A 24440-nucleotide genomic window follows, 5' to 3' on the forward strand; every position below is an offset into this window, starting at 1 on the left:
ATAAAGAAATTAAAAAGATAGTTTCACTTTTTCGCACCCATAAATGCACTGTTCGATGGTGTTTCTCTTATGCAGAAACCAACGACACTTTCACTAAAATATTTTTACTTGCCTCTCCATCCCATGAGCGTGCCTGTAATGGAATAATTCCTTCATAAACCTCCTGTTTTAATTCTAGATATGGATTATCTTCAGGGAGGTACTCTAATATAAGCTTGGCGTATTTATTCGACGATGCGCTCGTTTTTGTCGTATTCATTGAAGCTGAGGAGCCGTCCGTTTCACGCCATCCTCGAAGATTCACGAATATCTCGTCACCCGATTCGGTCTTTAATAATGCCCTGACTTTAGAATATGCAGTTTCATACAAAACCAAGAATGTGGGACCTTCATGACGATATAACGCAACAAATCCATGGTCATCACGCTCTTTTATCTGATAATCAACACAATTTTTTTGAGCGTGATTAACACTTAAGTTTAAAACGTCCGCGCTCTCTATTTCAAAAGGTGCATCGTAAGGATCATAGTTATCAAAAATAACGCGAATAACGTGATTTTTGATATTTTCCGTGCCATTTAATATTTTAAATACAATCCAAGATTTTATTACGCCATTTTCTTTAAGATCAATATCAAATATTTTCAAAGTAACGTCACCAGTCACTTTTTTATCCTCAAGATGAATTTGATACTCCCCACTGACTAAGCTGGCTTTAAAGGTAATTGGAAATATTTTCTGTGTGATTAAATTAATAGCCCCAACAGTTAATAAAGAGTGATTTTCTTCATTCTTTATTTTAACGGTATCAAAAAACTCAATATAACTATCAGAACCTAATGATATTGGAATTGTTGTTTCAGAGGCATTAATTGGCGTTAATTCTAAATTAGTTGATAATACATTACCTAATCCAATTACCGGTATATTACTATTTTCAATTAAACTGCCTATTTCTGCATTCAAGTTTTGAGCTGAAACTCCCACATTGACATTACTTCCCCCCCAATGCAGTCCGACAACTTCATGTGTTTCTCGTGAAATAACCGGAGAACCAGATGAGCCACCTTGAGAGTCTGCATTGTAGGTTATTTTTTTCCCATCATTAATGACGGTTAATATTTCAGCATATTCGCCATCTTTGATATCGCCAATATGCATTGGTCGTAATCCACCGTCACCATATTGAGGTATATAAATTTTATCCCCTTCTACAGGGTTATTTTGACTTAATGCTAACCCACCAAACAGTGCTTTTACATTGGAATAAACATAGTCAAAACTATCCAGTGTAAACAGTGCATAATCATAATCACCAATGCTAACACCATGTTTTAATACTTTTCCCGGCTTTAAGCGCACAGGTTCAGTCGCTGGGGATGTCGAATCACAAGATTCATTAAACCAGTTAAACCAAATTTCACCATTCTCTAAATCTGGGTCGCTTTCGACAACATGGTTGTTCGTCAGTAGATGGTTTTTATTCCCGATAAGTGAACAAGATGCTCGACCGCCAACTTTCGCTGCCGCACACGACAGCCCATGCGCGGCAATTTGAGTCCCTTCATAACAAATATAGGGTTTTCGCTCATCTTCGCCAATAATGACCTTTGGATTACTATCATGTAAAACATGACTTAACGTCAATGAATAGTCATGACCTAAATAAGAAGCTTTAGGTAAAATAACACGAATATTTACCGATTGACCTGGAATAAAAATAGCTGGCTCATCAACATTATGGAAAAATTCTCTCTGTAATATATTTTCACCATATTCAAACTCCACAAATGCGTTGGATGGTAAATTTATATTTGAAAAAATAAGATTTAAAAATGATGAATTCTCTCGTTCAACATAGAGTGCATGAACTCGACTTTTATTATTTTCTTTAATAATACTAATATTAACTCTTTCATTAGAAATATAATCTTGATATGTACCCACTTTAAATCCTTTCTATTTTAGAATCGAATAAAAACTGTTTTATCTGTAAAGATCGTTTTTATTATATTTAAAATCGATTACGTTAAAGAGCATAAAAATTGGTATTAGTTTTTATAATTTAATTGCGATGAGAAATATTAAAAAGAATAAATTTTCAATAGTAGGCAGGATTTTCTGTATTCTATGAAGAGATAACCACCATTTTCCCAACTCTGGGAAAATGGTTTTTGTTTTTATTTCACTTAATCACTTACCAATACAGAAACTCGAGAAAATACGCCCTAACAAATCATCAGAGGTAAATTCACCCGTAATTTCGCTCAGTTCTTGCTGAGCTAAGCGTAACTCTTCAGCCAATAACTCACCGGAGCGAGCATTCACTAACTGGTCATAGCCTTGAGCTAAATGGGTTGCCGCATTATTCAACGCTTGCAAGTGGCGACGACGAGCTAGGAACCCACCTTCTGTATTGCTATTGAAGCCCATGGTTTCTTTGAGGTGATCGCGCAGCAAATCAATGCCTTTTTCTTCACGGGCAGATAAGCGGATCAATGGATAACGAGCATCGGCGACAAACTCCACTGACTCACCTGTTTTATCGGCTTTATTACGAATAACCGTAACAGGCAACGTTTCTGGCAGGCGAGCCATAAATTCTGGCCAAATTTCTTGTGGCTCAGTCGCGTCCGTGGTGGTGCTGTCCACCATAAATAATACACGGTCAGCTTGCTCAATCTCTTTCCAAGCGCGTTCAATACCGATACGCTCCACTTCGTCGCTAGCCTCACGTAAGCCCGCGGTATCAATAATATGCAGTGGCATACCGTCAATATGAATATGTTCGCGCAGTACATCACGCGTGGTGCCTGCAATATCAGTAACGATGGCCGCTTCTCGACCCGCTAATGCATTCAATAAGCTAGATTTCCCGGCATTTGGTCGCCCTGCAATCACCACTTTCATGCCTTCACGTAACAGGCTACCTTGACGGGCTTGAGAACGAACTTGGTCTAAATCCGCCACAACTTCATTCAATTTGGCTTCAATTTTACCGTCAGATAGGAAATCAATTTCTTCATCTGGAAAGTCAATCGCAGCTTCCACATAGATGCGCAAGTGAGTGAGTGCTTCCACTAACTGATGAATATGAGATGAAAAAGCACCTTGTAACGAGTTCATTGCGGAACGAGCTGCTTGCTCAGAGCTCGCATCAATCAAGTCAGCAATCGCTTCAGCTTGTGCCAAATCAAGTTTGTCATTCAAAAATGCACGTTCAGAAAACTCTCCCGGATTGGCAATACGGATATTGGCAATCGTCAGAATTCGTCTGAGTAATAAATCAAGAATAACGGGACCGCCATGCCCTTGCAGCTCAAGCACATCTTCCCCAGTAAAGGAGTTAGGGCCAGGGAAATAAATCGCAATCCCTTGGTCAAGAACAGAGCCATCAGCATCACGAAATGGCAGATAATCGGCATAGCGCGGCTTTGGCAATTTTCCGAGCACTGTTTCAGCAACCAAAGCTGCCTGTGGACCGGATACACGTAAAATTCCAACCCCACCACGACCGGGTGCGGTTGCCTGTGCGACGATAGTATCGTTGATTTGCATGATGTTTCTCTGTCTATGACTAAAAAAATTGAGGCGACCCTAAGTGGATCGCCTCAATGTTACTATAGAATCTGGCTTTGTGAAGCCCTCTAAACTCGATAAGAATTTAGATTATTTCTTCTCTTTCTTATCACGGCTATGTAAGCCACGTTTTTCCAGACCACGATAAATAACTTGCTGCTGGATAATAGTGACTAAGTTGCTCACGATATAGTACAGAACCAGACCTGATGGGAACCATAAGAAGAACACGGTAAACACGACTGGCATGTACATCATGATCTTCTGCTGCATTGGGTCAGTCACAGTTGTTGGTGACATCTTCTGAATCACGAACATGGTCACACCCATCAGAACTGGCAGGATGTAGTACGGGTCTTGTGCAGACAAGTCTTGAATCCAACCAAAGAACGGTGCATGACGCAGTTCAACAGAACCCATCAACATGTAGTACAACGCAAGGAAGATTGGCATTTGAATCAGCAACGGTAAACAACCACCCAGTGGGTTTACTTTTTCTGATTTGTACAGCGCCATCATTTCTTGGCTCATACGTTGTTTATCGTCACCAATACGCTCACGCATTGCAGCCAGTTTTGGTTGCAGTAAACGCATTTTCGCCATTGAGGTGTACTGCGCTTTGGTCAGCGGGTACATGATACCACGGACGATAAAGGTGATAACGATGATGGCAATACCCCAGTTACCGACGAAACCGTGAATGAATTTCAACAGTTTGAACAGCGGTTGAGAGATAAACCATAACCAACCGTAATCTACGGTTAAATCTAAGTGAGGAGCCACTTCCGCCATTTCTGACTGAATTTCAGGACCAACCCACAGAGTTGAAGAATAGGTCGCTGCACCATTTGATGCGATAGTCAGAGGTTCACTCTTATAACCAACAATTGCTGATTTCTTATCGAGGTCAATGGTGTAGAAAGTGCTTTGCTCAGAAGAGGCAGGAATCCACGCCGTTGCAAAATATTGTTGCAACATAGCGACCCAGCCACCTTTGGTTGTCAGGCTTAAGTTTTTATCTTCGATGTCACTGAAACTATATTTTTTATAGTTATTTTCATCAGAAGAGTAAGCCGCACCACGGTATGTGTGCAGAGCAAAGTTGCTGCTTCCAGTATCACGCTGCTCTGGTAAAGCGATGGTTTGCTTTAATTGACCAAAGAACGCAAGTGTTAAAGGTTGCGCAGTTGGGTTTTGAATGTTGTATTCAACATCAACAGTATATTTGCCACGCTTCAGAATGTACGTCTTCTGATAAACCACACCGTTATTGTCGGTGAAGGTCATCGGAATGCGTAATTCGTCTTGACCATCTTTTAACTCAAAGCTCGTTGCATCTGAAGTATAAAGAGGACGTTGACCATTGTTATTCGCTGGGTTGTCTGGACCATGAGGACCAATCAGACCACTTTGAGCCTGATAAACAAAACCTGGTGTGGTTTCCAATAAGCGGAATGGGTCTGGTGAATTCAGGGTTGCAGGATAGGCTAACAGGTCAGCCTCATCAATATCACCACCGCGAGTATTGATACGAATATCAAGTACGTCGGTTTTAACGGCAATAAGCTTACCTTGTTCACTACCTGTGACCGCTTGACCATCATTGCTTGCGCTGCTCGGCATGTCCGTCTTTTGCTGTGAAACTTGAACAGCCTTGGTTTCCTGAGCAACTTTATCGCTCTCCCAAGCCTGCCAAACTAAGAACGACACGAACAACAAAGCGATGAGTAGAAGATTGCGTTGGGAATCCATCGTTATAATTCTCTATTATCATCAGTTTTTCTAGGTGGGACAGGATCATCTCCACCAGCGTGTAAAGGGTGGCATTTTAATACGCGTTTGGCAGTTAACCAACTACCTTTTAGCATACCAAACCTGCGCAATGCCTCAATTCCGTAATTAGAGCATGTGGGATTGAAACGACAACGAGGTCCTAACAACGGACTAATAGCCAGTTGGTAACCTCTGATCAGCATGATCAGGACTTTTGAGCCAAGCGACGGTGACGACGCCATAACTTATCCAATGATTCCGTAATCTGTTGATTGTCGAGATCGGCTACCCCTCTGCGAACCAGTACCACAAAGTCCATTGAAGGCAACTCATGTTGATGCAAACGAAAATATTCACGGGCTAATCGCTTGATACGATTACGCTCATGAGCACGTTTAACATTTTTTTTGGCGATGGTAAGACCGATGCGGGGATGCCCCAGCTCGTTTAGGCGACCAAGGATTGTTATCTCTGGGGAACTCGCCCTCTGCGGCTGCTTGAAGACATTGTCGAAATGCCTGGGAGTTAACAAACGTAACTCCCGGGTAAAAGCGAGCGTAACCACTATAGAGGGCTAGCTTTATTACTTAGATGAAACGGTCAGACGAGCGCGGCCTTTAGCACGACGGCGAGCCAGAACCTGACGACCATTTTTAGTGGCCATACGAGCACGGAAACCGTGTGAACGGTTGCGCTTCAGTACGGACGGTTGAAAAGTGCGTTTCATAACGATTTCTACCTAACTTTAAAATTTATTACTGATTCAGTAAACGCGTTGGCAACCAGTGGAAACTGATTTACACCTGTGCCTCTATCGCAACAATATAGAAAGAGGCAGGATTGTAATAAAACATAGGGGGTCACGTCAATAAAATGACGTAATCAAACCACTTTTTATTTAAACCTGGCTGACCGGTTTGCCGATATGTGCCGTGACAAGCTGCGTATGGAACTCAATTTATGCTGTCTTTTAAGCGAGTCTCACGATGTAACCACCAATTAACTCAAGCGTTTATTGACGTTACCCATAAAACCCATCTGCTTAAATTCGTCATAAAAAGTGACATTCGCAGTGTACACAGGGAGGAAGATTATACGGACTCCTCCCTAAAGCGCAAGGATCTTAGCGGGATCCGAAAATATTTTTTGATCTTGAAGGATAATTTCTATATATAGGCTAAAGTTATCCCCAGACATGTGGAAAATTTGTCGTTGCCCGCGATCATCCAGCAAAATTCTCCCCTATCAAAGCCGCCTTATCACATTTGCCTGTGGATAAAAAGCATAAAAACTGTGTAAAAGAATGGAGATCTTAGGTGAATTTTGCGGTATGATCGCAGGTCTATTTCTGATCAGAGGATCAGGAATATGTTGTGGATAGATATGGTGAGTAAAAGTTAGTCAAACACCTTCTCTGGCCCCCTATTCTCTTAGTGACCACGAAAAGTGACTAATGGAATAGTTACCAGTAAAAAATTCTTAACGAAATCCGTAATTCTTGTTTCATTGACCTTGTTAGGGGAGTCCAACGTGTCACTTTCGCTTTGGCAGCAATGTCTTGCCCGATTGCAGGATGAACTACCTGCCACAGAATTCAGTATGTGGATACGCCCTCTTCAAGCTGAATTAAACGATAATACACTGGCACTTTATGCCCCGAATCGTTTCGTCCTTGATTGGGTGAGAGATAAATACATCAATAATATCAATGAATTATTGAATGACTTTTGCGGTTCTGATGCCCCTGCTCTACACTTTGAAGTAGGCAACAAACCGATGATGGCTGCGCCGGTGAGTCCTCAAGTACGCACGCATAATGAAATGCCTGCATTCGCCGCGCCATCTGCACCTGTAAAGCCTAGCTGGGACAATTCAGCCAAAGTTCAACCCGACGTGTCATACCGTTCAAATGTGAACCCGAAACACACGTTTGATAACTTCGTAGAAGGTAAATCAAACCAACTAGCTCGCGCTGCGGCGAGGCAAGTGGCAGAAAATCCTGGCGGAGCTTATAACCCATTATTCCTTTATGGTGGAACAGGTTTAGGTAAAACGCACTTATTACACGCTGTCGGTAACAGCATTATGCAGCATAAGGCCAATGCCCGCGTAGTCTATATGCATTCTGAACGATTTGTTCAAGATATGGTCAAAGCATTGCAGAATAACGCCATTGAAGAATTCAAACGTTATTACCGTTCTGTTGATGCATTACTTATTGATGATATTCAGTTTTTTGCTAACAAAGAGCGTTCACAAGAAGAGTTTTTCCATACATTCAACGCCCTGCTTGAAGGCAATCAACAAATTATTTTGACTTCCGACCGTTATCCAAAAGAAATCAACGGAGTGGAAGATCGTTTGAAGTCTCGTTTCGGCTGGGGTCTGACGGTTGCAATTGAACCCCCAGAATTAGAAACTCGTGTTGCCATTTTGATGAAAAAAGCCGATGAAAACGAAATCCAACTGCCCGGTGAAGTGGCATTTTTCATCGCAAAACGCTTACGTTCGAATGTACGTGAGTTAGAAGGTGCGTTAAACCGTGTTATTGCTAATGCGAATTTTACAGGTCGAGCTATCACTATCGACTTCGTTCGAGAAGCATTACGTGACTTATTAGCACTGCAGGAAAAGCTGGTAACTATTGATAATATTCAAAAAACTGTTGCTGAGTATTATAAGATCAAAGTCGCTGATTTACTTTCTAAACGTCGTTCTCGTTCTGTCGCTCGACCGCGTCAGATGGCAATGGCACTGGCGAAAGAGCTGACAAATCATAGTTTACCTGAAATCGGGGATGCTTTTGGCGGTCGTGACCACACCACGGTGTTGCACGCTTGTCGTAAAATTGAACAATTACGAGAAGAAAGCCATGACATCAAAGAAGATTTTTCAAATCTAATCAGAACATTATCATCTTAATTGCTATGAAATTTATTATCGAACGCGAGCAGTTATTAAAACCGTTACAACAGGTGAGTGGTCCATTAGGTGGGCGTCCAACGCTGCCTATTTTAGGAAACCTTTTACTTCACGTAAAAGAAGGTACCCTGCAACTTACGGGTACCGACCTAGAAATGGAGATGATGGCCAATGTTCCGCTTACCCGTGAGCATGAAATTGGTGCAACCACGGTACCAGCGCGCAAATTTTTTGATATTTGGCGTGGCTTACCGGAAGGTTCTGAAATCCAAGTCGAACTTAATGATGACCGACTGCTTGTACGTTCTGGGCGCAGCCGCTTCTCATTATCCACCTTACCTGCGGCTGACTTCCCGAATTTAGATGATTGGCAAAGTGAAGTTGAGTTTTCTCTGCCTCAATCCATACTGAAACGTTTAATTGAAGCAACGCAGTTTTCAATGGCACACCAAGATGTCCGTTATTACCTCAACGGCATGCTGTTTGAAACTGAAGGAAATATGCTCAGAACCGTTTCCACCGATGGGCACCGCCTTGCGGTTTGCTCTATGGATATTGGTCAAGAACTACCATCACATTCTGTCATCGTGCCACGTAAAGGCGTCATGGAATTGATGCGTCTGTTAGATGGTGGCGATGCCTTATTGCAGCTACAAATTGGTAGCAACAATATTCGCGCTCATGTTGGCGACTTTATCTTTACCTCTAAATTAGTCGATGGTCGTTTCCCTGACTACCGCCGAGTTCTACCTAAGAATCCAGATAAAACCTTAGAAGCACGCTGTGATTTACTCAAACAAGCTTTCTCACGAGCGGCGATTTTATCTAACGAAAAGTTCCGCGGCGTACGTTTATTCTTCAGTGAAAACCAGCTACGTATCACTGCGAATAACCCTGAACAGGAAGAAGCGGAAGAAATTGTTGATGTTAATTACCAAGGCGGAGAAATGGAAATTGGCTTTAACGTCAGTTACATCCTCGACGTCTTGAATGCCCTGAAAAGCGAAAATGTCACACTGTTTTTAACGGATGCCGTTTCTAGTGTACAAATTGAAGACTCTGCAAGTCGCTCCGCCGTGTATGTTGTTATGCCTATGCGCTTGTAAGCAGTCAGTATGATCCTTTCGCGTTTATTGATCCGCGATTTTCGTAATATAGAAGACGCCGATCTCTCCCTTGCAACTGGGTTCAATTTTTTAATTGGTCCTAATGGGAGTGGCAAAACCAGTATACTGGAAGCAATTTATACACTTGGACATGGACGAGCCTTTCGCAGCATTCAGGCGAATCGCGTTATTCGTCATGACCAAGAACAATTTATTCTACATGGTAAACTGGGACACCCAGATACCGAACGCAAAGTACTATCACTCGGTTTAAGTAAGAATCGCGAAGGTGATAGTAAAGTAAGAATTGATGGCACCGACGGGCATAAAATTGCAGAACTGGCAAAACTCTTGCCAATGCAGCTTATTACCCCTGAAGGGTTTACCCTACTAAATGGTGGTCCAAAATACCGACGCGCGTTTATAGATTGGGGATGTTTTCATAATGAAGCCCTATTCTTTTCTACATGGTCGGACTTAAAACGTTTGTTAAAGCAGCGAAATGCGGCTTTACGGCAAGTAACTCGTTATGAGCAAATTCGCCATTGGGATCAGCAACTCGCCCCAATTTCCGAACAAATTAGCCAATGGCGCGGCGAGTATATTGCAGGTATTGCAGAAAATATTGAGCAAACCTGTAAACAGTTTTTACCCGAATTCTCACTTTCGGTCTCTTTCCAACGTGGTTGGGACAAAGAAATTGATTATTCAGAACAGTTAGAGCGGCAGTTTGAGCGCGATAGAGCGTTGACCTACACCTCATCAGGTCCACATAAAGCTGATCTGCGAATTCGAGCTAACGGCATTCCCGTTGAAGATATGCTCTCTCGTGGTCAATTGAAATTATTAATGTGTGCACTCAGGTTAGCGCAGGGTGAATATTTCACCCAACAGAGCGGGCAACAATGCCTGTATCTACTGGATGATTTTGCTTCAGAACTGGATTCTGGTCGCCGGCAATTATTAGCGGCTCGACTCAAAGCTACGCAAGCACAAGTGTTTGTAAGTGCTATTACACCGGCGCAAGTCAATGATATGATTGATGCCAACAGTAAAATGTTTAGTGTAGAGCAAGGCAAAATAGAAGTTCAACCTCAGGAATAGAAAGAGCAGGAAACGTTGATGTCGAATACATATGACTCCTCAAGTATCAAGGTATTAAAAGGACTGGATGCGGTGCGTAAGCGCCCGGGCATGTATATCGGTGATACCGACGATGGAACAGGTCTTCATCACATGGTCTTCGAGGTTGTGGATAACGCTATCGATGAAGCCTTAGCTGGTTTCTGTGACGATATCGTCATCACTATCCATGCCGACAACTCCGTCTCTGTACAAGATGATGGGCGTGGTATCCCAACGGGCATCCACGAAGAAGAAGGTGTTTCTGCCGCAGAAGTCATCATGACCGTTCTGCACGCCGGCGGTAAATTTGACGACAACTCCTACAAAGTCTCCGGTGGTCTGCACGGTGTGGGTGTTTCAGTGGTTAACGCCTTATCCGAAAAACTTGAATTAGTAATCCGCCGTGACGGTAAAGTTCACGAACAAATATACAAACACGGCGAGCCACAAGGTCCTCTAACAGTTGTTGGAGAAACAGACCAAACAGGGACTCGTGTACGTTTCTGGCCAAGCATGGACACCTTCAAAGGTGTGACTGAATTCGAATACGATATTCTGGCAAAACGCTTACGTGAACTTTCATTCCTGAACTCAGGCGTTTCAATCCGTTTAATTGATAAACGAGATGGCAAAGAAGACCATTTCCACTATGAAGGTGGGATCAAAGCCTTTGTTGAGTATCTGAGCCGTAATAAAACCCCAATTCACCCATCCGTATTTTATTTCTCTACTGAGAAAGACGGGATTGGCGTGGAAGTTTCCATGCAGTGGAACGACGGTTTCCAAGAGAATGTTTACTGCTTCACCAACAACATTCCTCAGCGTGATGGAGGTACCCACTTAGCGGGCTTCCGTGCCGCGATGACCCGTACCCTGAATAACTACATGGAAAAAGAAGGCTATCAGAAAAAAACGAAAGTCAGTGCAACGGGTGATGATGCTCGTGAAGGCTTGATTGCCGTTATTTCTGTAAAAGTGCCAGATCCTAAATTCTCTTCTCAAACTAAAGAAAAACTGGTTTCTTCCGAAGTGAAAACAGCTGTCGAAACCTTAATGAATGAAAAATTGGTTGAGTATTTATTAGAGAATCCAAACGACGCCAAAATCGTTGTTGGCAAAATCATTGATGCTGCACGTGCCCGTGAAGCTGCACGTAAAGCCCGTGAAATGACTCGCCGTAAAGGCGCGTTAGATTTAGCAGGTTTGCCAGGTAAACTCGCTGACTGCCAAGAACGTGACCCTGCATTATCTGAACTGTACTTAGTGGAAGGGGACTCTGCGGGCGGCTCTGCAAAACAAGGCCGTAACCGTAAGAACCAAGCTATTTTGCCACTGAAAGGTAAAATCCTGAACGTGGAAAAAGCGCGTTTCGACAAAATGCTCTCTTCCCAAGAAGTTGCGACACTGATCACCGCATTAGGCTGTGGTATTGGCCGTGATGAATACAACCCAGATAAACTGCGTTATCACAGCATCATCATCATGACAGATGCTGACGTCGATGGTTCGCACATTCGTACATTGCTGTTAACTTTCTTCTACCGTCAAATGCCAGAAATCGTTGAACGTGGTCATATCTTTATTGCTCAGCCGCCACTGTATAAAGTGAAACGCGGTAAGCAAGAGCAATACATTAAAGATGATGAAGCGATGGATGACTATCTGATCTCTATCGCACTGGACGGTGCTGAGTTACATTTAAGTGCGGAAGCCCCAGCCATGAAAGGCGAACAACTGGAAAAACTGGTTGTTGAATACAATGCAGCGCACCGTATTATTCGCCGTCTTGAGCGTTTATATCCACAAGCGCTGCTGAACAGCTTAGTGTATCAATCCACACTGACTGAAGACGCATTGAAAGATAGCGCCCAAGTTGAAGAATGGGCGAAAACTTTAGTGGCGCGTTTAGAAGAAAACGAGCAAGCGGGTAGCTCTTACAGCTATATTATTCATGAAAACCGTGAACGCCAGCTATTCGAGCCGACTATTCGTATCCGTACCCACGGTGTTGATAGCGACTACAACCTCGATTTCGACTTCGTACATGGTAGTGAGTATCGTCGCATCACCGAGTTAGGTGACATAATCAGTGGCTTAATCGAGGAAGGTGCTTATATTCAACGCGGTGAACGTCGCCAGAATATCGACAACTTCGAGCAAGCATTAGAGTGGTTAAGCCGTGAATCTCGTCGTGGCTTATCCGTACAGCGTTATAAAGGTCTTGGTGAAATGAACCCAGAACAACTTTGGGAAACCACCATGAATCCAGAAACTCGCCGTATGATGCGTGTCACTATCAAAGATGCAATTGCAACAGATCAGCTGTTCACCACATTGATGGGAGATGCCGTAGAACCGCGTCGTGCCTTTATCGAAGAGAACGCCTTAAAAGCCGCGAACATCGATATTTAATCGACTTACCGGCTCATTCATTTGATAACCCTATATTTCGGTATAGGGTTATTTTTTTATCTAATTTTAATCTTAAATATTTATTATTAATTTTATTTTAAAGTTAACTAATTTCACACTTTATTTAATTAACTAAATAGAATAATGAAATAAAATAAAGTTTGTCTTATTTACTTTCATTTTATGGAAAATAAAAATCACCCTATTAAGATGAAATAGATTTTTCCTTCTTCAAAAATCTATAGGTCTATAATGAACAAAATAATACCCTCGGTATCTTTAAGTCTGTTTTTGCTATTTAACATTCATCCAATTTTTGCTCAATCTGATTATTTAGAGGCACAAAAAACCATTCTTGATCAACGAAATCAACTCTTTAATGAACTCAAAACCCATGTTATTCCTCCCTATCCCGAGCCACATTCACAAGCCGCACTATGGGATAAAGAAGCCAGTCAACACGTTACACTGTTAACTAAAAAACGTAAAAAGAGCGCTGAAAAAGATCAACAAAGCACACCAGAATATATCTTTAATATTTACAGGGAATATTTATTTAATCAAAAAGGTTTTAATTATAATGATTTTAAAAAAATCGAGGCTTATAACCGTCTAGATAATTTATTTCAATTAGCCAGCTTTGCCTATGACCCTATTAAAAATAAAAATCGCTCAATGGATTTTATTCTAAAAGATCATTACTTACGAGGTCGCCCCAATCAAGTTCTCAATGAGAAAGGGGAATACATTCCAAACTATACCAATATCACAGGCTCCTCTTACCCCAGTGGACATACTTGGAGCGGATTTAAGCAAGCAGCAATATTTGCCACTCTTTACCCAGAAAAAGGCGCACAATTTTTTGATAGAGCCATGGGATATGGAGAGAGCCGTGTGATTGTTGGCGCACACTTCCCAACCGATACTATTGCCTCACGCGCCGCCCAATACTATCTTCTCGCTCATTTACTAAAAAATAACAAAACTGCCAATACATTTATTGGGTTAGCAAAAGACGTACGCCAAGAAATAAACTCTCAATGTGCTGCGAATACCGCCAAATGCAAACCACCTATCGGCCTGCTTCCCTCATTTGATGAAAATACCGGCTATTACAATAAGCAAAGTGAGCATCCTTCTCCCGCCGTTACAGCGGACCAAATACCCGCGAGTGCAGCTTATTTACTGCATTCCCGTTTTGCTTATCTCAATAAAGAACAATGGCGGGAAATTATTGCCGGAACCGCCTACCCACGCAATTCTTTAGCTGGCTGGAGTGTTAAACCGAATCAGCCTGATAGCTACTGGGGGCTGATTAACTTATCCAAAGCTTACAAAGGGCCTACGCATTTCGCTGAAGATTGGGTCGTCAATCAACGGGTAACTCAAGACGACGTTGCAAACGTCGGCATTACCGATATTTGGAGCAATGGCATCGATGGCAAAGGGCGATTAATCAAACAAGGAGAAGGCTCATTAACCTTAGCTGGAATTAACCGTTTTGCAGGGCTTGAAATACAGCAAGGTCGTGTGGTTTTAACGCAAGAAAACCACTTAACAGGCCCCGTCAATGTCAATGGTGGAAAGCTTGAGGTCAAACACATCCTACATGCGCCAGTTAACGTCACCAATGGCACATTAGCGCTCAGTCACAGCATCAAAAATACGGTGACATTAAACCAAGGAGCCCGATTTATTGCTTCTGGTTCAGTTGATGACTTAGTGATTAACGGTGGTGCTATCTTAACCCCTGGAGATAATACGAGAGACCCGACAAGGCATCTCACGGTGAATAACACCGCCATCTTCCAGCCCGGCAGTGAATTCTATGTGAGTATTCAAAAAGATGTAATACAGGAGTTTGACGCCCTACGTGCTGGCGGTACAGTGACCATCAACGGGGGCAAGGTCAACGTGTTCTTCGCTGAAGAATCAGAACCATTCAATGAACGGATACCTAGTCAAGATGAAATTCAGGGTCGATTCCGCACTCAATATGAAATTATTCGCGCCCCCAATATTCAAGGGAAATTTGACGGCATCGAACCTAACTATCTATTTATTGGTACTACATTAAATTATGGCGCAGACCCTCGTTCACCCACGATGCAACGTGTCACACTCAACGTCGGTCGTAGTGGCCTGACTTTTGATGCCTTTGCAAAGACGCCAAACCAAACCGCCATTGCTCACGCCCTTGAAGATCTCCCATTGAATAACACCCTGTATAAACGTTTAATCCTCAGCCAAACCACCGCAGGGGTTAACGATCTTCTTCGAACCTTATCCCCACAAATTCATATCGATACCCTTGCTAGCCAGTTAAATAACCATCGCCAATATCACGGTACGCTGCTGCAACAAACACGCGCATCAGAAAATATCGTCAAAGAGCGTGGCGATAACCGCGGTAACGTCTGGGTAAACGTACCTTATCATTGGGATAGAACCCAAAGCGACGGCAACGCATCCGGCTTTACCAATAGCAATTATGGGGTGTTCTTAGGGGCAGATAAGCATTTCTTTAATGATGATTTTATCTTTGGCATGAGCTCCGGTTTTACAAAAAATTCCGTCTCTGGAGGAGTCGGTCATAGCCATAGCAACAACTATTATTTAGCGGCTTATGGCTCTCTGCAATTGGCGCCAATCACCTTACGTGCAGGGCTTGGGCACACATGGCACACCATCAAAACTGATAGAACAGTCACCTCATCCATTTATTCCGATCACAATACCGCCGACTATAAAGGCAAGACCAACCACCTGTTTATGGAAGCCGCTTACCCGTGGAAATCGGCATTTATCAACGCCGAGCCGTTTGTGAACTTCGCCTTTACCAATGCGGAAAGTCATGGATTTAGAGAAAAAGGGAAAAAAGCCTCGCTCGTTACAGGTCGCCAATCCCTTGATGCCACCACTACAACGCTGGGATTACGTTTAGATAACCAGTGGAAAGTGGGTAAATCATCCTCAATCGATGTACACGGGGAACTCGGCTGGCAACATCAATATGACAAGCAGGAACGCGAAATGGCATTTCGATTTACCCAGCGCAACCTACTTGCACCACCGCTTAACTATCATGGTGTGAATGCACCGCAAGATGGAGTGACAATCAAGCTAGGATCGAATATTCAGATTACCGACAATACCAAGCTATCCGTGGATTACAGCCAATTTACGACCAAGGGATATTTAGAAAATAATCTTGATGCTAAGTTCCTTGTCTCATTTTAATGTTTAAAGTATAAAATTCAGCCATAAAAAATGGCACCGGTGTGTTTCGTCACGCAGGTGCCATGCCTATTTTTCTCGTTTAAGAATTGCGAACTACAGCAAAATTCTCAACATGCGGCGCAGAGGCTCCGCAGCTCCCCATAGCAACTGGTCACCCACAGTAAATGCGGACAGATACTCAGGTCCCATATTCAATTTACGCAGGCGACCAACCGGTGTACTCAATGTACCTGTTACCGCGGCTGGAGTCAGTTCACGCATGGTAATTTCACGGTCATTTGGCACCACTTTCACCCACTCATTATGGGAAGCCAGCAGCTGCTCCACTTCGTTCAGTGGTACATCTTTTTTCAGTTTCAATGTGAATGCTTGGCTGTGGCAACGCAGTGCGCCCACACGAACACACAGACCATCAACAGGAATAATATTGCTACCCGTTGCCAAAATTTTGTTGGTTTCCGCCTGACCTTTCCACTCTTCGCGGCTTTGACCATTGTCTAAGGCTTTATCAATCCACGGGATTAAGCTGCCTGCAAGCGGTACACCAAAAGCATCCGTTGGCATTGAACCGCTACGTGTAAAGTCAGTGACTTTTTTCTCAATCTCTAAGATAGCTGATGCAGGATTTTGCAGCTCTTTCGCCACTTGCGCGTGTAAAGAACCCATTTGCGACAGAAGTTCACGCATATTACGCGCACCCGCACCAGAAGCGGCTTGGTAAGTTGCGACAGAGGCCCACTCAACCAAATCATTAGCAAATAAGCCCCCCAGCGACATTAGCATTAAGCTCACCGTACAGTTACCGCCGACGAAGGTCTTAATGCCTTTATTTAAGCCGTCTTGGATATGTTTGTGGTTCACTGGATCTAAAATAATAATCGCATCGTCTTTCATACGCAGTGCGGATGCAGCATCAATCCAGTAGCCTTTCCAGCCCGCTTCACGTAATTTTGGATACACTTCATTGGTATAATCGCCGCCTTGGCAGCTAATAATAATATCCAGTGCACTCAACGCATCGATATCAAATGCATCTTGCAGCGTACTGCGATGACCACCAAAAACGGGTGCTTCAGCCCCATGTTGGGAGGTGGTAAAAAATACCGGGTGAATGACGTTAAAGTCCCCTTCCTCTACCATTCTTTGCATCAATACAGAGCCGACCATTCCGCGCCAGCCAATAAATCCTACATTTTTCATTCTCTTCACCCTGTCTGTTTACATACTTCACCCAAAAAATTTCAACCATCGACTTACCGACAAATCGAAACTGGAAATGACTTGGGAGATTAAATGGAGAATCATCAATCGATTGTATTAAACGTGACAAAATATGCATCAGTGTGCAAGTGAATTTCATCACTAATAGCAAGAAGATTAGTAATAACGCTAATAATTAGTAAGAAGTTATTGATTAAAAATTTCCATTTTGGAAAATACTATTTTCCAATTAATCCATACATTCCATCATCCAACCCAATTAAAATTAGCGGGTTAACCCTCACAACGTAGCGTATCTCATGACCAAATATGTCCTTTTTAGTTTCTGGATCGTCCTTATTTATCCTTTGGGTGTCGACCTTCATTTAACCGGCATTCCCTATATTGCCGCAGATTTACATGCCAATGAAAGCCAACTCCATGTGGCATTCTCCATCTATTTAGCGGGTATGGCATCCACCATGCTAATTGCGGGATGGTGTGCCGACCATATCGGTCGCAAACCCGTCGTGCTAGCTGGAACGACTATTTTCGCGATTGCATCCATTATTGCGGGAAATGCGACTTCCATTGATACCTTTCTCATCACTCGGTTCTTCCAAGGTATTGGTGCAGGTTTCTGTTATGTCGTGACATTCGCTATTTTACGCGATGTATTACCCCCCCAACGCCGTACCAAAGTGCTCGCCGCAATGAATGGCGTGACCTGCATTGCACCTGTGCTGGCTCCCGTCATTGGATTTGCGATTTTGCTCATTTACCACTGGTCAGTGATGTTCTATTTTATGGCAGGCTATGCGGTTATCAGCATGCTATTTTGCCTAATCTCGATTAAAGAAACGAAGCCCTCTTCTGCATCATCAACGAAACAATCAAATGCCCAACCGGCGATAGAAGAAAAGCTATTTAACACTTTCTTTGTTACCCGTTTGATTATCTCTTGCTTTGGTATGGGCGTAATCCTGACTTACGTTAACGTTGCGCCGATTATCTTGATGGAAAATCTGGGTTTCACGACGGGTCAATACTCCACTGCCATGACGTTGCTGGCGATGGTCAGTATGGGAACATCGTTCTTAATGCCGAAACTCATTTCAAAATTTAATAGCCGCTCGCTGCTCAATACGGCGTTAAGTTTATTTTTGATTAATGGCGTACTACTTTCAGTCTATCTGCTCGCACTTCCCCATTTAGCTCTGTTGTACATCGTATTTGCCTTCTGTGGCATAGGTTTCTCCATGCAGTTTGGCATTATTATGAGTCAAGCCTTATCTCCATTTGCGAAAAAAGCCGGTATTGCCAGCTCCGTTTTAGCTATCTCACAATTAAGCTGCGCCTCAGCCTACATTTGGATGATGGGTGTGATGGGTGTCCCTTCAGTGAGTATGCTGTTAATTATCTTGATTGCAGCAGGAATGATTGGCATGGTGTTACTCAGAATACCGACTACGCAGGTCAACCAACAGGTCGCTACATGTGAATAAGCAATTGCATCGATTAGACTTAAATTTACTGGTTATTTTGCAATATTTAGTGGAAGAGCGCAGTGTAAGCCTTGCCGCCAAACGGCTTGCTATTACCCCCTCCTCCGTCAGTAAGTCATTGTCTAAACTACGCCAATGGTTCGATGACCCGTTATTTATCCGCAGCCCGCAAGGGCTGGTTCCAACCCCATTGATGCATCGTATTGAAAAATCACTGCCTGAGTTTTTAAATTTATCTCACTATATTGCAGAGATCAGAGACACTGAAAAGCCACGAGGAATGACGTTTCGATTAATGATGGAAGCGCCCTTAAACCTCATCATGCTCCATGATTTATCCCTGAATATCCTCAATCAATACCCAGAATCCGAGGTCATTGTGCGAGATTGGGACTATAACTCGTTAGCAGCGCTGATCGCGGGAGATGCGGATATCGGATTAGTGGGTCGTGAAAGCTTCCATTCATCCAAAGAGTCTATTAATCATCTACCTGACATTCTGAACTTCGAAGTGTTATTCACCGATAAACCTCTGGCGTTTATCCGCAGTGACCACCCTATTTTGCAAGAAGAATGGACATTAGCGAATTACTTAAAATATCCTCATATCAGCACTGAATTTGGCAATCGCATTCCATGGGCCCTCGATGATTTACTGGAAACCATGGGGTTTCATCGACCCATTCATCTATCCTTCTCTACCTTTGAACAATCACTCTTAATGGCCTCTCGACCTGAGCACAACCTCATCACGAGCTCGCCGGGTTATTGCCAACACTATGTTAATGATTTTAATCTTGATTTAGTTTGTCGCCCTCTGCCTGTCGATGACATTTTATATCAGCAACTCGAAATCCCTTTCTTGATGCTGTGGCACAAACGTAACGCGTATAACTCAAAAACCTTATGGCTGAGAGAACAAATCAAAAACAGCATTCTTAACTTTGTAAATCCATAAAAAAACGCCATGGCAAGGAGTATGAATTGCCACGGCGAAAACAAGGAACGAAGAAACAGAGAATAACGGAATACTAGCCTTGGACTGCTTTAAAACGAGGATTAGTTTTACAAATCACATAGATACGACCACGACGACGCACAACTTGGCAATCAGGGTGGCGCTGCTTAGCGGTTTTTAATGAGCTGAGGACTTTCACGATAACTCCTAATAAAACAAATGTAATGTTATAATATAACAATAGTGGAATTAAAATCATCCCGCAATCATTTTTTGGGAAACTTTTGTATAATTAAGCCATTACTGACTCTCTATCATTATTTATCAAATAGATACATTTCTATTTAATGAAATAGACCAATTTGAGGAAGATGAAATGTATTACGGCTTTGACATGGGCGGCACCAAAATTGAGTTGGCAGTATTTGACCAAGCACTCAATCAAGTATGGCAAAAACGCGTTCCTACTCCAAAAGATGATTACCACGCATTACTCAATGCGTTTCGCGATCTCACCGCTGAAGCAGATGCACAATTTAGCTGCCAAGGTAAAATTGGTATTGGTGTTCCAGGTATCGTTAATCACTCGGAAGGCGTTGTATTTACAACCAATGTGCCAAGTGCACAATATAAACCCTTCATTCACGACCTCACTAACCTCTTAAATCGCCCAGTAAAAGTTGAAAATGATGCTAACTGTTTTGCACTTTCTGAAGCCTGGGATCCTGAATTCAAACGCTACCCTAGTGTACTCGGATTAATTTTAGGTACCGGAGTCGGTGGTGGATTTGTGATAAACGGAAAAGTGCTATCCGGAAAAAACGGGATTGCAGGGGAAATTGGGCACATGAATATGAGTGTTCGTGCTGCTAAGTATCTCGGTGATACTGTTCCGGAAATCGTCTGTGGTTGCGGTCAAACCGCGTGCTTTGAAACCTACCTCTCGGGTCCTGGTTTTGAACGTATTTATGCGGCATTTACCAATGAAAAACGTTCAGCTATCGACATTATTCAGTTATATCAACAAGGCGATCTAGCTGCTAAACAACATGTTGAGCGCTATATGATGGTGCTAGCCATGTTTATGGGCCAAGTGATTACTGTCTTTGACCCTGATTTGGTCGTGATCGGTGGTGGCTTATCGCAGTTTGATGAAATTTATCGCTTATTGCCTGAAATAGTCCCGCAATATTTATATGGCATCGCCAAAATGCCTGCCATTGAAAAAGCGCGTTACGGTGCCTCCGGTGGTGCTCGCGGCGCCGCATTCCTGAATCTCGTCGACTAACTCTCCGCTATGACATCTCTACTCCAACAATTATAAGGAGTAGAGGTGACGAACACCTCAAAATCAAAAAACGCAATTGAGAATCGTTATCAGTTATGTTATTTTCAATGAAACTCAATAATAATCAATGAGTTAAACGTCTTGCGCGATTCAAGGTCACTGCACAAAATTAATCATAGAAATCAGCGAGATATTGCAAAAATTTAGACTTAGACTAGTCCTATGTTGTTCGTTTGAAAAGTGCTTATGATTAACCAAATTCTGCTCATTTTTTGATAAATGTGCCATAAAAAACACAGGTAAAGGTCACTCACACCGCCTAACAAATGTCGACAAAGGTCATCATCCACGACCTCACTAAAGAGAAAAACTAATGAGTTTGTTTTTAGAGAATTGCCTGACTTTTCCTACCATTATCTTTAGCGGTTTACTCATTATTGTCCTTTTTTACTGGTTGTGTGCTGCTTTTGGTTTGTTAGATATTGATTTATTTAATATTGATACGGAACTAGATGCAGAGGGTATCGACCTCACTGGCTTCGCAGGTTGGCTCACTAAATTAGGTTTAGCGGGAATTCCCGTTACTATTATCTTGACGCTATTTACCCTATTTGGCTGGCTCATTAGCTACTTTGCTGCGCATTTATTTCTCCGATTCATCGATATGACCCTACTTCGCTACGCCGTCGGCGTAACGCTACTGGTGATTACCGCATTTATCTCCCTGCAATTGACGGCAATCTGCCTACGACCTATTCGTAACCGATTGGTTAACCTCAACAAACCAAAAACTGTCCATCAGTTAATGGGGAAGCTGGCAACCGTACGTTCCGGCACGGTAACCGAACAAAATGGGGAAGCCGTATTAGAAGATGGTGGTGCAGGGCTCATTTTGCAGGTTAGAGCACCTAGCGCAGACAATATCAAACGCGGCGATCGCGTCGTGATTATTAGCTATGACCCACAATCCCACAGTTACCAAGTCGTAACTGAAAATGAATTCCGACAGTAAAAACAAAATATAAACCACTTTGCTAATTAATAAAGAATGACGACATCGTCAGAACCCATGGAGAAGAAATATGGATTTGGCTGAATACATGCCTTTTTTAACGGTTGTTGGGGGAGTGATAATCATCATTCTTGGGTTTTTTGGCTTATTTAAAGCGTTCTATATCAAAGTCCCTCAAGGCACCGCTCTGATTGTCAACGACATGTCGTCACAACCTAAAGTCCACTTTACAGGGGCATTAGTGTATCCCGTTATCTACAAAAAAGAGTTTATGCGCATTTCGTTGCTCACTCTGGAAGTCGACCGCCGTGGTAAAGACGGTTTAATTTGCCAAGATAACTTGCGTGCCGATATTACCGTTGCCTTCTATTTACGCGTGAATGAAACCACGGAAGACGTATTAAAAGTCGCTAAGGCTATCGGTGTTGACCGTGCATCTGACCATCAAGCCGTTAGTGCCTTGTTTAGTGCTAAATTCTCAGAAGCCCTGAAAACAGTGGGCAAGCAATTTGAATTAGCTAAGTTGTTTGAAGACCGTCAAAATTTCCGCGACCGAATCGTCGATGTAATAGGCAAGGATCTGAACGGCTATGCTCTCGAAGACGTAGCAATCGACTATTTAGAGCAAACACCGAAATCTGCCCTTGACCCCAATAATATTTTCGACTCCGAAGGTATTCGTAAAATCACCGAAATTACCGCTATCCACAACATCGAAACTAACCAAAAAGAGCGAGATCAAGAGTTAGCCATTCAGAAAAAAAATGTGGAAACCCGCGAAGCCAGCTTGGCATTAGAGCGCCAACAAGCCGATGCTGAAGCTCGCCAAAAACGTGAAATCGATAATATCCGCGCTCGCGAACAAGCAGAAACCTTGCGCGTTCAAGAAGAAGAACGTCTCAAGTCCGAGCAAGCTCGTATTCAAACGCAGCAAGAAATTGAAATTCGCGAAGAAAACCGTATGCGTGAAGTCGAAGTGGCTCAGCAGAACCGCACTCGTGCTGTCGCTATTGAAGAAGAACGCGTTAACCGCGCTCGTGAACTAGAAATTGTTGCACGTGAACGCGAAGTTGAGTTGCAACGTATTGATAAAGAAAAAGCATTAGAAGAAGAGCGCAAAAATATCTCTAACGTGATTCGTGAGCGTGTAGCGGTTGAAAAAACTGTGGCTCAAGAAGAAGAGCGCATCAAAGAGGTTCGTGAGATTTCTGAAGCGGAACGTATGAAGCAAGTCACTGTGATTAACGCCCAAGCGGAAGCTGAGGAAGCCTTAGTCCGTCAAGTGAAAAGAGCTGAAGCCGATGAAGCGAGTGCCAAACACCGCGCAGAAGAAATCAGCACCATGGCACAAGCTGAATTGGAAGCATCCGCGAAACAAGCGGAAGCGAAAAAACGCTTAGCCGAAGGAATTGAAGCCGAGCACGCGGCATTAGGTTTAGCCGAAGCTCGTGTTCGCCAAGCCACAGCCGAAGCTGAAGAGAAAGAGGGTCTGGTTCAAGCGAATATTACCGCAGAAAAACTGTTAGCCGAAGCCCGTGGTCTGAAAGAAAAAGGCTTAACCGAAGCCCAAGTGATGGAAGCCAAAGCCCAAGCTGAACGCGAGCAAGGTCTTGCTGAAGCGAAAATTCTGGAAGAAAAATTGACCGCTCAAGCCCGCGGTGAAGAGCAACAAGCGAATGCAAAAGAGAAGCTGGGCTTGGCTGATGCCAAAGTTCTGGAAGAAAAACTGGCCGCTCAAGCGCGTGGTGAAGGTCAATTAGGTGCAGCGCAAGCCGAAGTGATTCGCCAACGCCTGAAAGCCGAAGCTGACGGTCTGACAGATAAATTCCAGTCAATGGATCACCTCAGTGATACAGCTCGCTCACATGAAGAATTCCGTATGCGTCTTGAGAAAGAGTTTGAGCAATCTATGGCATCCATTGAAGCGAATAAAGAAATTGCTCGCGAACAAGCGGATGTGCTGGCTGCGGCACTGAGCAAAACCAACATCGAAATTGTCGGTGGTGATGGTAACTTCTTCAACACGTTCTCCAAAGCACTGAGTTTAGGAAAAGCCGTTGATGGCTTTATGGATAAAAGCAGCTTTGCCAAGGAAAATCTTGAAAAGCTGGTAAACCGCGCCACAGAAGAGAAGAAAATTGATATTGCATCCTTACTGCAAAACCCTGAAGTGAAAGACTTAATCAATGGGTTTATGGCAGCAAAAGGCGCAACGCAAACAGCAAAAAATGTCGTCAGCAAGTCCGTTTCTTACGATGATAATCAACGCTAATCCATCAATATTTTCGCTTTTCAGGTAAGTTTTATACCTCAATATCG

At 43.1% G+C, this 24440-nt stretch carries 18 protein-coding genes; 10 read left to right on the forward strand and 8 right to left on the reverse strand.

Annotated features, from left to right (window positions below; genetic code table 11):
- Positions 1-67: 67 nt before the first annotated feature.
- From PR795_RS16545 to rpmH, 6 genes are all read right to left on the reverse strand, one after another.
- A complete protein-coding gene (locus PR795_RS16545) occupies positions 68-1948 on the reverse strand; it encodes a trypsin-like serine peptidase (protein ID WP_154630359.1) in 1881 nt (626 codons plus the stop codon).
- Positions 1949-2194: 246 nt separating this feature from the next.
- Positions 2195-3559 carry a tRNA uridine-5-carboxymethylaminomethyl(34) synthesis GTPase MnmE gene (mnmE, locus tag PR795_RS16550; RefSeq protein WP_006660609.1) on the reverse strand — a complete coding sequence of 455 codons (1365 nt, stop codon included), beginning with the start codon at positions 3557-3559 and terminating at the stop codon, positions 2195-2197.
- A gap of 111 nt (positions 3560-3670) precedes the next feature.
- Positions 3671-5332, reverse strand: a complete 1662-nt coding sequence (gene yidC, locus PR795_RS16555; protein ID WP_006660610.1) for a membrane protein insertase YidC — start codon at positions 5330-5332, stop codon at positions 3671-3673.
- A 2-nt stretch (positions 5333-5334) separates the two neighbouring features.
- The gene (yidD, locus tag PR795_RS16560) at positions 5335-5595 is read right to left on the reverse strand and encodes a membrane protein insertion efficiency factor YidD (RefSeq protein WP_006660611.1); all 261 of its coding nucleotides are present in this window, start codon (positions 5593-5595) and stop codon (positions 5335-5337) included.
- Complete coding sequence (gene rnpA / locus PR795_RS16565; RefSeq protein ID WP_006660612.1) at positions 5559-5918, reverse strand: ribonuclease P protein component; 360 nt, start codon at positions 5916-5918, stop codon at positions 5559-5561. Before rnpA ends, yidD begins: the two co-directional genes overlap by 37 nt.
- A gap of 18 nt (positions 5919-5936) precedes the next feature.
- Positions 5937-6080, reverse strand: coding sequence for a 50S ribosomal protein L34 (gene rpmH / locus PR795_RS16570; RefSeq protein WP_004906236.1), 144 nt, complete (start codon positions 6078-6080; stop codon positions 5937-5939).
- Positions 6081-6883: 803 nt separating this feature from the next.
- Here rpmH and dnaA point away from each other — a divergent pair.
- The 5 genes from dnaA to PR795_RS16595 all read left to right on the forward strand — a co-directional run bounded on the left by dnaA (position 6884) and on the right by PR795_RS16595 (position 16158).
- Positions 6884-8275, forward strand: coding sequence for a chromosomal replication initiator protein DnaA (dnaA, locus tag PR795_RS16575; protein ID WP_006663248.1), 1392 nt, complete (start codon positions 6884-6886; stop codon positions 8273-8275).
- A gap of 5 nt (positions 8276-8280) precedes the next feature.
- The gene (gene dnaN, locus PR795_RS16580; RefSeq protein ID WP_181480408.1) at positions 8281-9381 is read left to right on the forward strand and encodes a DNA polymerase III subunit beta; all 1101 of its coding nucleotides are present in this window, start codon (positions 8281-8283) and stop codon (positions 9379-9381) included.
- Positions 9382-9390: 9 nt separating this feature from the next.
- On the forward strand, positions 9391-10485 hold the full coding sequence (gene recF / locus PR795_RS16585) for a DNA replication/repair protein RecF (RefSeq protein WP_006660616.1): 1095 nt from the start codon (positions 9391-9393) through the stop codon (positions 10483-10485).
- Between the two features lie 18 nt (positions 10486-10503).
- Complete coding sequence (gene gyrB / locus PR795_RS16590) at positions 10504-12918, forward strand: DNA topoisomerase (ATP-hydrolyzing) subunit B (protein ID WP_036962507.1); 2415 nt, start codon at positions 10504-10506, stop codon at positions 12916-12918.
- A gap of 252 nt (positions 12919-13170) precedes the next feature.
- The gene (locus PR795_RS16595; protein WP_181480409.1) at positions 13171-16158 is read left to right on the forward strand and encodes an autotransporter domain-containing protein; all 2988 of its coding nucleotides are present in this window, start codon (positions 13171-13173) and stop codon (positions 16156-16158) included.
- Positions 16159-16251: 93 nt separating this feature from the next.
- Here the strand turns inward: PR795_RS16595 and asd are convergent, their stop codons facing one another.
- Positions 16252-17358, reverse strand: a complete 1107-nt coding sequence (asd, locus tag PR795_RS16600) for an aspartate-semialdehyde dehydrogenase (protein ID WP_006660620.1) — start codon at positions 17356-17358, stop codon at positions 16252-16254.
- Between the two features lie 320 nt (positions 17359-17678).
- Here asd and PR795_RS16605 point away from each other — a divergent pair, with 320 nt between their 5' ends.
- Complete coding sequence (locus PR795_RS16605; RefSeq protein ID WP_006660622.1) at positions 17679-18863, forward strand: MdtL family multidrug efflux MFS transporter; 1185 nt, start codon at positions 17679-17681, stop codon at positions 18861-18863.
- Positions 18856-19821 carry an HTH-type transcriptional regulator YidZ gene (gene yidZ / locus PR795_RS16610; protein WP_036962498.1) on the forward strand — a complete coding sequence of 322 codons (966 nt, stop codon included), beginning with the start codon at positions 18856-18858 and terminating at the stop codon, positions 19819-19821. The genes PR795_RS16605 and yidZ overlap by 8 nt, the downstream gene beginning before the upstream one ends.
- A gap of 73 nt (positions 19822-19894) precedes the next feature.
- Here yidZ and ykgO read toward each other — a convergent pair whose 3' ends face one another.
- Positions 19895-20020, reverse strand: coding sequence for a type B 50S ribosomal protein L36 (ykgO, locus tag PR795_RS16615; RefSeq protein WP_006660624.1), 126 nt, complete (start codon positions 20018-20020; stop codon positions 19895-19897).
- Between the two features lie 177 nt (positions 20021-20197).
- Here ykgO and nagK point away from each other — a divergent pair, with 177 nt between their 5' ends.
- The 3 genes from nagK (at position 20198) to PR795_RS16630 (ending at position 24393) form a co-directional block, all read left to right on the forward strand.
- Positions 20198-21109 (forward strand): N-acetylglucosamine kinase, encoded by a 912-nt coding sequence (gene nagK / locus PR795_RS16620; protein WP_006663253.1) that lies wholly within the window; start codon positions 20198-20200, stop codon positions 21107-21109.
- Positions 21110-21482: 373 nt separating this feature from the next.
- A complete protein-coding gene (locus PR795_RS16625; protein WP_006660626.1) occupies positions 21483-22121 on the forward strand; it encodes an OB-fold-containig protein in 639 nt (212 codons plus the stop codon).
- Positions 22122-22191: 70 nt separating this feature from the next.
- Entirely contained in the window at positions 22192-24393 is a 2202-nt protein-coding gene (locus PR795_RS16630; protein ID WP_272516956.1) for a hypothetical protein, read from the forward strand.
- Positions 24394-24440 lie beyond the last annotated feature (47 nt).

The organism is Providencia sp. PROV209, from assembly GCF_028479485.1.
GTDB classification, from domain to species: domain Bacteria; phylum Pseudomonadota; class Gammaproteobacteria; order Enterobacterales; family Enterobacteriaceae; genus Providencia; species Providencia alcalifaciens.

What these genes read in the sequence shown, in the direction of transcription:
- mnmE (WP_006660609.1), bottom strand. Translation starts at nt 3,559, where the DNA reads ATGCAAATCAACGATACTATCGTCGCACAGGCAACCGCACCCGGTCGT.
- yidC (WP_006660610.1), bottom strand. Translation starts at nt 5,332, where the DNA reads ATGGATTCCCAACGCAATCTTCTACTCATCGCTTTGTTGTTCGTGTCG.
- yidD (WP_006660611.1), bottom strand. Translation starts at nt 5,595, where the DNA reads ATGGCGTCGTCACCGTCGCTTGGCTCAAAAGTCCTGATCATGCTGATC.
- rpmH (WP_004906236.1), bottom strand. Translation starts at nt 6,080, where the DNA reads ATGAAACGCACTTTTCAACCGTCCGTACTGAAGCGCAACCGTTCACAC.
- dnaN (WP_181480408.1), top strand. Translation starts at nt 8,281, where the DNA reads ATGAAATTTATTATCGAACGCGAGCAGTTATTAAAACCGTTACAACAG.
- recF (WP_006660616.1), top strand. Translation starts at nt 9,391, where the DNA reads ATGATCCTTTCGCGTTTATTGATCCGCGATTTTCGTAATATAGAAGAC.
- gyrB (WP_036962507.1), top strand. Translation starts at nt 10,504, where the DNA reads ATGTCGAATACATATGACTCCTCAAGTATCAAGGTATTAAAAGGACTG.
- PR795_RS16595 (WP_181480409.1), top strand. Translation starts at nt 13,171, where the DNA reads ATGAACAAAATAATACCCTCGGTATCTTTAAGTCTGTTTTTGCTATTT.
- asd (WP_006660620.1), bottom strand. Translation starts at nt 17,358, where the DNA reads ATGAAAAATGTAGGATTTATTGGCTGGCGCGGAATGGTCGGCTCTGTA.
- PR795_RS16605 (WP_006660622.1), top strand. Translation starts at nt 17,679, where the DNA reads ATGACCAAATATGTCCTTTTTAGTTTCTGGATCGTCCTTATTTATCCT.
- nagK (WP_006663253.1), top strand. Translation starts at nt 20,198, where the DNA reads ATGTATTACGGCTTTGACATGGGCGGCACCAAAATTGAGTTGGCAGTA.
- PR795_RS16625 (WP_006660626.1), top strand. Translation starts at nt 21,483, where the DNA reads ATGAGTTTGTTTTTAGAGAATTGCCTGACTTTTCCTACCATTATCTTT.
- PR795_RS16630 (WP_272516956.1), top strand. Translation starts at nt 22,192, where the DNA reads ATGGATTTGGCTGAATACATGCCTTTTTTAACGGTTGTTGGGGGAGTG.